Source organism: Mesorhizobium sp. KACC 23794, assembly GCF_052180275.1.
Lineage (GTDB): Bacteria > Pseudomonadota > Alphaproteobacteria > Rhizobiales > Rhizobiaceae > Kumtagia.
Genome location: NZ_CP197465.1, coordinates 5,020,888 through 5,033,703, shown reverse-complemented (window position 1 = coordinate 5,033,703; position 12,816 = coordinate 5,020,888). Strand labels below are relative to the sequence as shown.

Sequence of the window (12,816 nt, the reverse complement as noted above, 5' to 3'; positions counted from 1 at the left end):
AGGAAAACCTCACGAAGCAGGTTAAGCCGTGATTCCCAACGGCGTATTTTGCGAAAGGGTTAATTTTTGGTGGCTGAGGTCAAACCGGCGGCGCAGGCGTTGGAAAGTGCGCTGGCGCTGCTTGCCGCGGGCGCGGTTGTCGCCATCCCCACCGAGACGGTCTACGGGCTTGCCGGCGACGCCACCAATGGCGAGGCGGTGGCCCGCATCTTCGAAGCCAAGGGCCGTCCGCGCTTCAATCCGCTGATCGCCCATGTCGCTTCCATGGCGATGGCGGAAGGCATCGCCGATTTCGATCCGCTGTCCCGGCTTCTGGCCGGAAAATTCTGGCCGGGACCGCTGACGCTGGTCCTGCCGCTGCGTGCCGGCGCCGGCATCCATCCGCTGGTGACGGCGGGGCTGGACACGATCGCGCTGCGCATGCCGCGCGGTTTCGCGTCCGGCCTGATCGCCGCGTTGGGGCGACCGCTCGCCGCGCCCAGCGCCAACCGTTCCGGCCGCGTCAGCGCCACCACGGCGGCGGCGGTCGCCGAGGATTTGGGCGACCGCATCCGCCTCGTGGTCGATGGCGGGCCGGCCCCGGTCGGCGTCGAATCCACCATCGTCAAGGTAGAGGACGGCCGGCTCCGCCTGCTGCGTCCGGGCGGTCTCACCGCCGGCGAGATCGAGGCGGCCGCCGGCATCGCGGTGGAACGCCAGGCGGGCGCGGCGATCGAGGCGCCAGGCATGATGCTGTCGCATTATGCACCGGGGGCCGCAGTGCGGCTCGACGCTACCGATGTAAGAGGCGGCGAGGCGCTGCTCGCCTTCGGGCCGCGGCGGGCCGGGGGATCGGAAGGGGCGGTGGCGATCAAAAACCTGTCGGCGCGAGGCGACCTGCGCGAGGCCGCGGCAAATCTCTTTTCCTTCCTCAAGGATTTGGACCGCCACGGCGCCGACACCATCGCGGTCGAGCCGATCCCGTTCGACGGGCTTGGCGAAGCGATCAACGACCGGCTAAAACGCGCCGCCGCGCCGCGCGATGGCGCCGATGCCAACGGGAACTGACGTTATGCCGCTCTCCGACGATGCCGCCTTCGCCGCCGTGCTGGACCGTTTCGTCGCGATCGTCGGCGAGCACCACGCCTTGCGCGCCGAGACCGACATAAAACCCTTTGTCGCCGAACGGCGCGGGCTTTATCCCGGCCTGTCGCGGCTGGTGCTGAGGCCCGGCAGCGTCGACGAAGTCAGCCGCATCCTGAAGCTCGCCACGGAGACGAAGACCGCGATCGTGCCGCAGGGCGGCAACACCGGGCTGGTCGGCGGCGGCGTGCCGGACGGCAGCGGCCGTCAGATCGTGCTGTCGCTGTCGCGGCTGAACCGCATCCGCGAGGTCGATCCACTCTCCAACACCATCACCGTCGACGCCGGCGTCATCCTGCAGACGCTGCACGACGCGGCGGAAAAGGTGGAGCGCATGTTCCCGCTGTCGCTCGCCTCGCAGGGCTCCTGCGAGATCGGCGGCAATCTTTCCACCAATGCCGGCGGCACCGCCGTGCTGGCCTATGGCAATGCGCGCGAGCTTTGCCTCGGCGTCGAGGTCGTACTGCCCAACGGCGAGGTTCTGGACGACCTTCGCAAGCTCAAGAAGGACAATACCGGCTACGATCTGAAAAACCTGTTCGTCGGCGCCGAGGGCACGCTGGGCGTCATCACCGCTGCCGTGTTGAAGCTCTTTCCAAAACCGCGCGGCCGCGAGGTGGCGATTGCCGGACTGGATTCACCGCAGGCCGCTTTCGAGCTGTTCGGCCGCGCCCTCGACCGCGCCGGGGCCGGGCTGACCGCCTTCGAGCTGATCGGCAGGCGTCCCATCGAATTCGTACTGCGGCATCTGCCGGGCTCCATCGCGCCGCTGGCGGGCGACTGGCCGTGGTACGTGCTGATGGAAATCTCATCCGGCCGTTCGGCCGAGGATGCGCGCGCCACCATCGAGGAGGTGCTGGGCGAGGGGCTGGAGACAGGCCTGGTCGGCGATGCCGTCATCGCCGAAAGCCTGGCGCAGGCCGGCGCCTTCTGGAAGCTGCGCGAGGACATCTCGGATTCGCAGAAGCCGGAGGGCAGCTCGATCAAGCACGACATCTCCGTCCCAGTCGCCTCCGTGCCGGAATTCATCGAACGCGCCGCGGTGGCAGTGGCGTCGGTGAGCAGGGATGCCCGTGTCGTCTGCTTCGGCCACATGGGCGACGGCAATTTGCACTACAACGTCTCGCAGCCGGTCGGCGACGACCCGGCATCGTTCCTGTCGCTTTACCGGCCGATGAACAAGGCGGTCCACGACATCGTCCGCGACCTTAACGGCTCGATCTCCGCCGAGCACGGCATCGGCCAGCTGAAGCGCGACGAACTGGCGGCGACCGCGCCGGTGGTCGGGCTGGACCTGATGCGGCGCATCAAGGCTGCCTTCGACCCGGCCGGCATCATGAACCCCGGCAAGGTGATCTGACGCGCGTCGGCAGCAGGCGGCGCCGATAGTCTCAGCCCGGCGTGCGGACCGGCGGCACCGGGATCGGTCCGGTCGGCGGCACCGGCGACGGCGAAGGATCGGGCGCGGGGTCGGGGTCGGGAAAAGGCCGCGGCGGCATCGAGTGCATGGCAAGGCTCCTTTGCGCCACAACGTTTCTTGCCGCGCCCGGTTCCTGCCATGCCGGGCGGACGTGAACGCTCATACCCCTGGCTGATTGCCCGCCAACACGGATCGAAACGCAGCGTTTGCGGCATCCGGCCTATGCCTGCCAGAAGGGCTTGGCGACCTCCGCCTCGACCTGCCGTTCCGTCAGCCCGATATCGTCGATCAGATGCGGACTGGCCTTCGACTTCTGCTCCAGCTCCCAGCGGAAGCGTCTTCGCTCCTCCCAGGTCGCGAGCAGGTTTAGCAAGGTCGCCAGGCCGCCGTGCCGACGCGGCACTGCCTTCGGTCCCGCGGATATTCCGGGTCGCGTTGCCTGCAGGATCGGTGCAAAAATATCGTTCATGACAACCTCCATGGGTTTGCAGGCCCGAAGGCCCTCGAGCTGAAAGAAGGTGGATTCTGCCGGACATGAAGGGCGCCGTAATTAAGCCCTCCCAAAGAGTTCTAAAAACTTCCAAACCGGCTATATCAGCCGCATGCAGGGATCGCGCCTTGGCTTTGGTCCGTTCGTGCTTGATCCGGGTGCGGGAACGCTCCTTCGGGACGATGTCCCCGTAGCCATCGGCCACCGCGCGCTGGAGCTGCTTGCGGCGCTTGCGGGACGGCCCGGCGAAATCCTCGGCAAGGCCGAGCTGATGGACGCGGCATGGCCGGGCATGGCCGTCGAGGAAGGCAACCTCACCGTCCAGATCGCGCAGTTGCGCAAGCTGCTTGGCCCGGCCGGGGAGGGGACCGGCGAATGGATCGCCACGGTTCCGCGCGTCGGCTACCGTTTCGCCGGCGCCATCGAACGGCTTGGCGTTGGGCGAAATCCGTTGCCGCTGCCCGACAAGCCGTCGATAGCCGTGCTGCCTTTCGTCAATGTCAGCAACGATCCCGAGCAGGACTCCTTCGCCGACGGGTTGACCGAGGACCTGATCACCGACCTGTCCAGGACCGCCGGCCTGTTCGTCATCGCCCGCAACTCGGCCTTCGCCTACAAGGGCAAGGCGGCGGACATGGGTGCGATCGCCGGGGAGCTTGGCGTGCGCTACCTGCTGGAGGGCAGCGCGCGCCGCGCCGCGGGGCGGGTGCGCATAAACGCCCAGCTGGTCGACGCGGCGAGCGGCGAGCATCTGTGGGCGGAACGTTTCGACCGCGGCCTGGACGATATCTTTGCCGTCCAGGACGAGGTCGCGACCAGGATCGTGGAGGCGCTGCTCGGCCGGCTGCGCAGCCCGCCGCCGCGCCACCGGCCGAGCAATCTCGAGGCCTACGACCTCTGCGTGCGGGCGCGCCGGTTGATGGACGACACGCCGCAGGCCGCGCAGGAAGCGCATCTGATGCTGACGCGCGCCGTTTCCCTCGACCCGCATTATGCCGAGGCCTATCGCTGGCTGGCCGTGAACCACTGGATGGGATGGGTGCATTCGGGCGGGCCGACGGAACCCACCCGTGGCGTCGCCCTGGAACTGGCGCGAAAAGCCGTTGCGATCGACCCCAACGATGCCGGCTGCCGCTGGATCCTGGCCTACCTGCTCGCCTATGACGGCAGCTTCGCCGAGGCCGACGCGGAATTCGCCAGGGCGGTCGAGCTCGACCCCAACGAGGCCGACACCTTCGCGGCGCTGTCCGACGTCACGGTCCTGGCCGGGCGTGTCGCCGAGGGGCTGGAGTACATCCAGAAGGCGTTCCGGCTGAACCCGTTCCCCGCGAGCTGGTATTATCTGGCGCTCGGCCAGGCGCAATACGCCGCCGGCGACTACCAGGCCGCCGTCGAGACGCTGCGCCGCGACGAGACCTATCGCACAAGCTCGCGCCGCTTCCTGGCGGCAAGCCTTGCCCAACTCGGCCGGCTCGAGGAGGCACGCGCCGAGGCCGAACTCTTCCTCGTCGGCAACCCACATTTCTCCATCCGCCATTGGGCTGCGACGGAGCCTTTTCGCGACGAAGCGGTGCTGGCGCATTGCGTCGAGGGATTTCGCAAGGCCGGCCTGCCGGAGTGAGGCTCGGGCTCGGCAAGGCACGCATCCCGCCCGCCCAAAAGCGCCCCGCGCAGTCCGCGCCTACTCCTCGAAGCGGCTCCCAGTATCGCGGTCGCGCTCATACCGTCGCGCCAGCGGAAACGGCGGCAGCCAGGATTCGCGGCGCACGGTCCAGCTTTCGTAGGTTGGCCTCAACTGGTCCGGGGCGTCCAGCGATCCCAGGTTCACCTCGACCTCGTCCGCGCTGCGCCCGAAGACGGACGAACCGCAGCGCGGACAGAAGTGCCGCCCGGCATAGTCGCGCGTCTCGCCCTCGATCGTCACCGCATCCTGCGGGAAGATCGCGGAGGCGTGAAAAAGCGCCCCATGGTGCTTGCGGCAGTCGAGGCAGTGGCAGAGGCCGACCCGGTACGGTCGTCCCGACGCCACGAAGCGCACATTGCCGCACGAGCATCCGCCGGTGAATTCGTCCATGCCTGCGTCTCCTCCAGCATCGGGCGGTCGTACCGGTTACAACGAACCCTGCCGGACCGCAAACCGCGCGGCCCGGCCTGTTTCCCTGGACAGCCTGTTTACGGGATGCCGACCGCTTCCCCGCCGGCTTCCTTGAGATGTCTTGGGAGCAGGAAATCGACGACCGCGAACAGCACCAGCGCCAGTCCGGTCAGCGGGAAGGCCAGACAGACCGCCAGCGCTATGGCAAGGGACGCCGGCACGGAGCAGATCATACGCCTATGTCTGCTTCCACTCAGGTCACCGCGAAATCGGCAGCGGTCAGGGAAAGGCCGATCGAGACAGACGCGAACTTGACTTCCGCCGCTCCTCCGAGCCCGTCCGCGTCGTAAAACAGCGATCCGGTGTTGGAGTTGTAGATGATGCGATCGTCCGCATCCATTGGCGCCAGGGCGACGTCCTTGAAGGCGGATGTGTCCAGTGCGCCGAGGCCAAGCGCCGTGAATACAAAATCGTCCAGTGCAATCTGATCGTCGGAGACGATGAAGTCGGTGATTGTGTCGGCACTGCCGTCAAGCGCGGCCGAGAACACCACAACGTCGTTGCCGAGGCCGGTCTGGATCGTGTCGTTGCCGCCCTTGCCGTCCAGCCGGTTGTTGCCATCGTTACCGATGATCTGCTGGGCGAACTCGTTGCCGGTCAAGGCTATGCTGTATGTGGCATGCATGCTGGTCGTTCGCAGCGATTCGACCGCCACGCGTTCGCCGAGCGTATAGTTCACCCCTGCCGCCACACGGTCGAAGTCGCCCTGGCCCCTGCCTTCGACGATGATGGCAGCCGAATTATAGACCGTGTAATAGTCATTGCCCCCGCGGCCCCAAAGGCTATCGGCGCCGCCAACACCGCCGTCGTGAAGCCAGTTGTTGCCGTTGTTGCCGACGATCGTCTGGGCAAGTTCATTGCCCTTCAGGTTGATGCTGCGTACCGCACCGGAGTTGGTGGTGCTGAGCCATTCGATGTCCTGGCCCGCCCCAAGCGCATAGTCGCCTCGCGCCGCGACCTGGTCGGAACCCTCGCCGGCTGCTTCAAGGACCATGTCGCCGACATTATCGACGTAGAAGAGATCGTTGCCGCCGAAGCCCCTCAAAATGTCTGCGCCGGCGCGGCCGTCGAGCACATTATCCCCGAAGTCGCCGGTCAGTTGGTCAACCAGACCGCCACCTCTGAGGTTTTCAATGCCGGTCAGAATGTCGTCCTGGGCATCCCCGGACGAAATCTGAGGTATGGCGAGGTTGAGATTGACACTGACGCCGAGCGCGGACCCCGAATAGTCCGCGGTGTCGACGCCAAGGCCCCCGTCAATCGTGTCGCCGCCCGCGCCACCGCGCAGTATGTCGTTGCCCAATCCGCCGACGATGGTGTCGGCCGCCGCCGTGCCGCCGATGGTCTCGTCGACGATCTGCTCGACGGCGCCGATGTCGACCGTGGTGCCGACCACGCGCGTTCCGCCGCGCGCATCGAGCGGCAGGAGCTCCGTCATGTCGCCGTCGCCGTCGATGTCGAAGCTGTCGGCCGGCAGGCCGGCGTTGCCGCCCGCGCCGATCAGCGGCGAGCCGTCGAGCGGCGAAAGCGTCAGCACCGTGCCGCCATTGTCGAGCAGACCGCCAAGCACCGGGTCGCCGCCGCCGTTGATGGTGCCGCCCTTGTCCGTGTAGCTTGAGATTGTCGTGCCAAAGAAGCTGTGATCGGCGACAAGATCGCCGCTTCCGGCATACACGTCCGCGTCGGTTGTCGCCGTGTTGCCGGCGATCACCGAGTTGGTGATGGCGACGAGGCTATTCGAAAAATACAGCCCACCGCCTCCGGTGCCGGCGCTGTTGCCGGTGATGGTGCTGCTCTGGATCGTCAGTTCGTTGACAATGAGACCCAATTCGACGGCGATGCCGCCGCCGGCGAATTGGGTATGATTGTCAACGATGGTCGCGTTCACGAAGATGGCTTGAACGCCATTGGCGACATACACGCCGCCGCCAAGCTCCGCCGTGTTGCCGGAGATCGTGGACTTGACGACCGCCAGTGTGCCGGACATCACCCCAATACCGCCGCCGTTGGAGGCGGCAACGCTGTCCGAGATCGTGCTGTCGACCACGGTCAGGGTTCCGCCATTAAAAGCAACCGCCGCGCCATTGCTACCGCCAACGCGACCCTTGGTCAGGTCGAGGCTGGCCAGCGTGACGTCCGTTGAACCTCCGGTGATATTGAAGATCTGGAAGGCGTCGCTGCCCGAAATCGTGATGTCGGCCTTGTCGTCTCCGTTCACGTCGCCGTCGATGGTGATATCGGTCGAGACGTCGAGGCGGAGTGTCGTCAGCGCGATCGTCTGCCCGGCGAGCGCGGAGGCAAATTTGATGGTGTCCGGGTCGGCATTGGCGTTGGCGAGGCCGATCGCCTCGCGCAGCGAACCGCTTCCGGAATCGTTGGTATTGGTCACGATAAAAGTCGCCACGACGAACCCCCTCAAGATCGCGTTCGAATGGTCGCAAGACCATCATGTGCTGCCGGCTACGTCAAAGGTCCCGCCGAACGTTCTTTCGCAGTTGCATACCTGTACAGACCTGACCATGCACGATCGTGCCCGAACTTAGCCGGGCTCACAAGCCAGTCTTTTGTTGGCAGGGCTTATGCAACGTGTGAGTTGGCCAGTCCTTCTCTGGCGCCAGGAAGCCGGCGGCACTGTAAGCTTAAAACCCGTGCAACCCGAATTGTTGCGCCGCGCCATTCGAATTGTCGCGCTACGGCAGCTAAGGCAATTTACCGTGCGTAGACACACCTTTCCGCTTCCTTGCACCCGGTTGGATTCCGCTAACCATCGGACGGATCAGCAAAATTTAACCGACTTTCTTAAGCGGGCGGGGAGGGTCGCCGCGCTATCGTCATCTCCATAAAGAGCCCGGGACAACCGGGGCAGGGAGACCGGAAAACCGGCTCTCGGGAGTAACAGGAGACGGCAACACATGAGCACCGGGCTGAAGCCAGTCTGGGCGGGACGCAACATGCGCCTCGACCCATCCCGCCTGCCGCAGATGGTGAGCTACGCGACACGCGACGACTTTGGCGATGTCACCTTCACGATCGACCATCGCGGCGCGGTGTTGCGCCGCATCCTCGACAGGAGCGGCCTTCCGGTGACGGTCGCTCTGCCGGCGCGCGCTTTCCGCGGCGTGGCGGCGCGCGCTCTGGAAGACGATCGCGGCAGCGTCACGGTGACGCTGGAACTGATGCATGGCGACCCCATGCTGTCGGTGCCGCTGCTGGTGGCCGACGACCTCGACGACGTCGCCGCCGACTGGCGCGCCTGGTCGGAGGCCTACAGTCTTCCCATGCTGCTGGTCGAAGCCGACGGCGTCGCCCGCCCGCTGGAAGAATCGCTCGGCAAGGCGATCCGCCCGATGCCGCCGCAGATGCGCCGCCAGGGCAGGTCGACCAGCCAGCGCCGGCCTCGCTTCCTCATGCGCCGCCGGACCGGCAACCTCGGGTTGCGGCTGGTGGTGGAGGGCGAGGAGATCATCTCTCCGTCCTGAACGCACAAGGACCTTGCGGGCGACCTTCGCCCGCAGGCGCCGCCCGTCCGGGCAAGATAAAAATCGTCAACGCGAAATGCGCCGCCGGCACGCCGAATCGCTCCGAAAAGCGGGTCGTTCCGCAGTTTTGGGCATGTGTTTGAAGTCCAGTACGCGGTTTTCGCGGTGTGTGCCGGCCAGGCTTCTGAAATCACTTCATATTGTGGACTTCACGCCGTGAGGGAGGCGCCTTCCGCGCCGGTGATCGCACGACGACGACTGTGTTCCTTTTGTCGCGGTGGACGCCGGTAAGTCGCTGAATCGTTACGATAAATTAGTATAGAGCGACCGCGGGCTTGAGCGCGACCCAGACCGCGCCGCCGATCAGGCCGAGGAAAATCAGCAATCCGACGATTTTGTTGGAATGGAACAGCGCCAGGCACTGTTTCGGATCGTCTATGTCCAGCACCCACACCTGCCGCGCCATATGCGCTCCCGCCGCAACTAGCCCCGCCAGCGCCGGCAAGGGCGCTTCCGCCGCGGCGAAGGCCAATGCGAAACAGGCCAGCGCCCCGGCGTACAGTCCGATCAGCCAAGCCTTTGTATTCTCACCGAAAAGCCGCGCCGTCGAACGCACGCCCACCAGCGCGTCGTCTTCCTTGTCCTGGTGCGCGTAGATCGTGTCGTAGCCGATCACCCACATGATCGAGCCGGCATAGAGCAGGATCGCCGGCCCGTCGATGTCGCCGAACTCGGCCGCCCACCCCATCAGCGCGCCCCAGGAAAACGCAAGCCCCAGAACGAGTTGCGGCCAGTCGGTGATTCGTTTCATGAACGGATAGGCGGCCACCACCACGAGCGATCCGAGCCCGACCAGGACGGCGAAACTGTTGAACTGCAGTAACACGCCCAGCCCGGCAAGTGCCTGAATAACAAGGAAAATACAGGCCTGCCGCCGGCTCACGTGGCCCGACGGCAACGGCCGCGACCTCGTGCGCTCCACCCCCGCATCGATGTCCTCGTCGACGATATCGTTATAGGTGCACCCCGCCCCGCGCATGGCAACCGCCCCCGCCAGGAACAGGAAAAGCACCCAGGGCGACGGCAACAGGCTCTCAAGCGTGTCGCCCGGCCGCGCATAGGCGCTGGCCGCCAGCGCCGCCGACCACCAGCATGGCAACACCAGCAACTGCCAGCCGATCGGCCGGTCCCACCGCGCCAGTTGCGCATAAGGCCAAAGCCCTCGCGGCAACAGGCGATAGACCCAATGGCGGCTCGGCGTGTCGGCAACCCGGCCCTGGCCGGAACGGGACTGGATGGTTTCCATGGCCGATTGAGTGGCAGGGGGGGAGGGTCCCGTCAAGCAGCGCGTTGCCGCACACTTTCAGTAATGCTGCGACGCAAAATTTCATTTTGCATTGCAGCAAATTTCATGCAGTCTGCGAGCGGGAGGCAGATTCACTGGCTTGGGGTGAAGTGCATGCTCCGCATTCTGATACTCATCTGTTCCACGAACGTGTCGCCGCAGGACTGCCAGCGCGAGACCGCGCTCGACATGATCAGCGGCCCGCAGGTGACGAGCATCATGACCTGCGCCATGCAGGGGCAGGCGATTGTGGCCAGCACGGCGGCGATCGGCCGTCGGCCCGACGAATACATGAAAATCCGCTGCGAGCACCTGCCGGACCAGCGGTCGGCGCAAAGGTTCTGATCGGTTGTTTTCCGCAATCGGATAAGTCGGCGAATTAGGCGCGGGGCGCTTTCGTTTCCGGCATCGGCAATCCCGGTTCAGTCTTGCCGATCGAAATCTGTACGCATATATGTACAGAAACGAGCGGAGGGATATCCCTTGCCCTATGTCACATTCACCGATCTGCGCAACAACCTGGCCACGCATCTCGACAAAGTTGAGAATGACCGGGCCGAACTCATCGTGACCCGCCAGGGCCACGAGCCGGCCGTGATCGTTTCCCTTGCGGACTGGGAGGGGATGAAGGAGACAAGTTACCTTCTCAGCAGCCCGGCAAATGCAGAACGCCTTCTGGAATCGATCGCCGAACTTGATGCCGGCAAAGGAACCGAACGCGATCTGATCGACCCGTGAGGATCATCTTCTCCCGATCGTCCTGGTCGGACTATCTGCAATGGCAGGAACAGGATCGTGTTGTCGCCGAGCGGATAAACGAACTGATTTCGGACGCGACACGTCATCCGTTTGTTGGGCTGGGCAAGCCCGAGCCGCTTCGCAACGAAATGTCGGGCTGGTGGTCACGTCGCATCAATCACGAACATCGCTTGGTCTATCGTGTCGCCGGCACCGGTGAGACCCAGTCGATCGAGATCGCCTCGTGCCGCTTCCACTACAGGCGGTGATGTGCATCGGTCTTTCGCCGCATCAGGCTTGACCCGCCGCCGCATCGCCAATAGCGGGTGGGCCGCAACCGACTGCGAGGTGGTTTCGGCATGAATGTTCTTTTGATCGGCTCCGGCGGACGCGAGCACGCGCTTGCGTGGAAGCTTTCGGCGTCGCCGATGCTGACAAAACTCTATGCCGCGCCGGGCAATCCGGGCATCGCAAGAGAAGCCGAGATCGCCGCTCTCGACATTGGCGACCATGCGGCGGTTGCCACCTTCTGCAAGGAAAAGCGAATAGATCTGGTCGTGGTCGGCCCAGAAGCGCCGCTTGTGGCAGGGCTTGCCGACGATCTGCGCGCCGTCGGCATCCGTGTTTTCGGCCCCTCGAAAGCGGCGGCACGACTGGAAGGGTCCAAAGGTTTCACCAAGGATCTGTGCGCGCGGTTTGACATTCCGACGGCTGCCTATGGCCGCTTCGGCAATGCGGAAGATGCCGCCGCCTATGTGCGCAAGCAAGGTGCGCCGATCGTCGTCAAGGCCGACGGGCTCGCCGCCGGCAAGGGCGTGACGGTGGCGATGACGGTCGAGGAAGCCGTGGCGGCGGTGGCTGCCTGCTTCGACGGCAGTTTCGGCGCGGCCGGCGCCGAGGTCGTCGTCGAGGAATTCTTGACTGGCGAGGAGGCAAGCTTTTTCTGCCTGTGCGACGGCGTGACCGCCCTGCCGTTCGGCACCGCGCAGGACCACAAGCGGGTGGGCGAGGGCGACACCGGCCCCAACACCGGCGGCATGGGCGCCTATTCGCCCGCGCCGGTGATGACGCTGGAGATGGTCGACCGCACCATGCGCGAGATAATCGAGCCCACCATGCGCGGCATGGCAGAACTGGGCTCGCCGTTTTCCGGCGTGCTGTTCGCCGGCCTGATGATCGGCGCCGACGGGCCAAAACTGATCGAATACAACGTCCGCTTCGGCGATCCCGAGTGCCAGGTGCTGATGATGCGGCTGAAGGACGATCTTCTCGTGCTGCTGTCGGCCGCGGCGGACGGCCAGCTCGCGCATTTGTCGGCACGCTGGCGTGACGAGGTAGCACTTACAGTCGTGATGGCGGCAAATGGGTATCCCGGCACGCCGGAGCGGGGCAGCGTGATTTCCGGGCTGGACCGCGTCCCCGAAGGCGTCGAGGTCTTTCATGCCGGAACCGCGGAGAAGGATGGAAAACTTGTCGCCAATGGCGGCCGCGTGTTGAACGTCACCGCGACTGGCAAGACCGTCACCGAGGCGCAGGCGCGCGCCTATGCGGGAGTCGACGCAATCGACTGGCCGCAAGGATTCTGCCGCCGCGACATCGGCTTTCTGGCCATTGGAAGGGAGCAGAACGCATGAGCGTCACGATCTACCATCACCCGAAATGCACGTCGTCGCTGCTGGCGCTCGACCTGATCCGGCAGGCCGGCATCGAGCCGACGATCGTCGAATATCTGGTCACGCCGCCGACCCGCGAGAAATTGAAGGAGCTGATCGCCGCGCTCGGCATCAAGCCGCGCGGCCTGCTGCGCCAGAACGAGAAGGTTTTTGAGAAGCTCAACCTCGCCGATCCGAAATGGACGGACGACCAGATCATCGACTTCATGCTGAAGCACCCGATCCTGATCAACCGGCCGATCGTGGTGACGCCCAAGGGCACGGTTCTGGCGAGGCCGGGCGACAAGGTGAAGCCGTTTCTGCGGTGACCTCTGGCGCATAGCCTCATTCGCCGGAATGCAAACGGTCCTTCAGCGTTGCATCGTGCCAACGCAGAGCGACCAGGACGGCGGCG

Annotated in this window: 14 protein-coding genes; 9 read left to right on the top strand and 5 right to left on the bottom strand. The window is 65.2% G+C overall.

The window, feature by feature from the left end; translation table 11 throughout:
- Window positions 1-69 precede the first annotated feature (69 nt).
- Together ACSBOB_RS24730 and ACSBOB_RS24725 are read left to right on the top strand one after the other, a co-directional pair.
- Complete coding sequence (locus ACSBOB_RS24730) at window positions 70-1,047, top strand: L-threonylcarbamoyladenylate synthase (RefSeq protein WP_442578710.1); 978 nt, start codon at window positions 70-72, stop codon at window positions 1,045-1,047.
- Window positions 1,048-1,051: 4 nt separating this feature from the next.
- Window positions 1,052-2,482 carry an FAD-binding oxidoreductase gene (locus ACSBOB_RS24725; RefSeq protein ID WP_442578709.1) on the top strand — a complete coding sequence of 477 codons (1,431 nt, stop codon included), beginning with the start codon at window positions 1,052-1,054 and terminating at the stop codon, window positions 2,480-2,482.
- A gap of 280 nt (window positions 2,483-2,762) precedes the next feature.
- Here the strand turns inward: ACSBOB_RS24725 and ACSBOB_RS24720 are convergent, their stop codons facing one another.
- Window positions 2,763-3,011 (bottom strand): DUF1127 domain-containing protein, encoded by a 249-nt coding sequence (locus ACSBOB_RS24720; protein WP_442578708.1) that lies wholly within the window; start codon window positions 3,009-3,011, stop codon window positions 2,763-2,765.
- 133 nt (window positions 3,012-3,144) lie between these two features.
- Here ACSBOB_RS24720 and ACSBOB_RS24715 point away from each other — a divergent pair, with 133 nt between their 5' ends.
- Window positions 3,145-4,653, top strand: coding sequence for a winged helix-turn-helix domain-containing tetratricopeptide repeat protein (locus ACSBOB_RS24715; RefSeq protein WP_442578707.1), 1,509 nt, complete (start codon window positions 3,145-3,147; stop codon window positions 4,651-4,653).
- A gap of 60 nt (window positions 4,654-4,713) precedes the next feature.
- Here the strand turns inward: ACSBOB_RS24715 and ACSBOB_RS24710 are convergent, their stop codons facing one another.
- From ACSBOB_RS24710 to ACSBOB_RS24700, 3 genes are all read right to left on the bottom strand, one after another.
- Window positions 4,714-5,106: a GFA family protein gene (locus tag ACSBOB_RS24710; RefSeq protein WP_442578706.1), complete on the bottom strand. Its 393-nt coding sequence runs from the start codon at window positions 5,104-5,106 to the stop codon at window positions 4,714-4,716.
- A 98-nt stretch (window positions 5,107-5,204) separates the two neighbouring features.
- The gene (locus ACSBOB_RS24705; protein WP_442578705.1) at window positions 5,205-5,348 is read right to left on the bottom strand and encodes a hypothetical protein; all 144 of its coding nucleotides are present in this window, start codon (window positions 5,346-5,348) and stop codon (window positions 5,205-5,207) included.
- 32 nt (window positions 5,349-5,380) lie between these two features.
- Window positions 5,381-7,591 carry a choice-of-anchor Q domain-containing protein gene (locus ACSBOB_RS24700; protein WP_442578704.1) on the bottom strand — a complete coding sequence of 737 codons (2,211 nt, stop codon included), beginning with the start codon at window positions 7,589-7,591 and terminating at the stop codon, window positions 5,381-5,383.
- Window positions 7,592-8,099: 508 nt separating this feature from the next.
- Here ACSBOB_RS24700 and ACSBOB_RS24695 point away from each other — a divergent pair.
- A complete protein-coding gene (locus tag ACSBOB_RS24695) occupies window positions 8,100-8,666 on the top strand; it encodes a DUF6101 family protein (RefSeq protein WP_442578703.1) in 567 nt (188 codons plus the stop codon).
- A 313-nt stretch (window positions 8,667-8,979) separates the two neighbouring features.
- Here the strand turns inward: ACSBOB_RS24695 and ubiA are convergent, their stop codons facing one another.
- Window positions 8,980-9,972, bottom strand: coding sequence for a 4-hydroxybenzoate octaprenyltransferase (ubiA, locus tag ACSBOB_RS24690; RefSeq protein WP_442578702.1), 993 nt, complete (start codon window positions 9,970-9,972; stop codon window positions 8,980-8,982).
- A 153-nt stretch (window positions 9,973-10,125) separates the two neighbouring features.
- Here ubiA and ACSBOB_RS24685 point away from each other — a divergent pair, with 153 nt between their 5' ends.
- The 5 genes from ACSBOB_RS24685 to arsC all read left to right on the top strand — a co-directional run bounded on the left by ACSBOB_RS24685 (window position 10,126) and on the right by arsC (window position 12,730).
- Window positions 10,126-10,356: a hypothetical protein gene (locus ACSBOB_RS24685; RefSeq protein WP_442578701.1), complete on the top strand. Its 231-nt coding sequence runs from the start codon at window positions 10,126-10,128 to the stop codon at window positions 10,354-10,356.
- Between the two features lie 138 nt (window positions 10,357-10,494).
- Window positions 10,495-10,749 (top strand): type II toxin-antitoxin system Phd/YefM family antitoxin, encoded by a 255-nt coding sequence (locus ACSBOB_RS24680; protein ID WP_442578700.1) that lies wholly within the window; start codon window positions 10,495-10,497, stop codon window positions 10,747-10,749.
- Complete coding sequence (locus tag ACSBOB_RS24675) at window positions 10,746-11,018, top strand: Txe/YoeB family addiction module toxin (protein WP_442578699.1); 273 nt, start codon at window positions 10,746-10,748, stop codon at window positions 11,016-11,018. Before ACSBOB_RS24680 ends, ACSBOB_RS24675 begins: the two co-directional genes overlap by 4 nt.
- A gap of 90 nt (window positions 11,019-11,108) precedes the next feature.
- Window positions 11,109-12,383, top strand: coding sequence for a phosphoribosylamine--glycine ligase (gene purD / locus ACSBOB_RS24670; protein ID WP_442578698.1), 1,275 nt, complete (start codon window positions 11,109-11,111; stop codon window positions 12,381-12,383).
- Window positions 12,380-12,730, top strand: coding sequence for an arsenate reductase (glutaredoxin) (gene arsC / locus ACSBOB_RS24665; RefSeq protein WP_442578697.1), 351 nt, complete (start codon window positions 12,380-12,382; stop codon window positions 12,728-12,730). Before purD ends, arsC begins: the two co-directional genes overlap by 4 nt.
- Window positions 12,731-12,816: the final 86 nt, after the last annotated feature.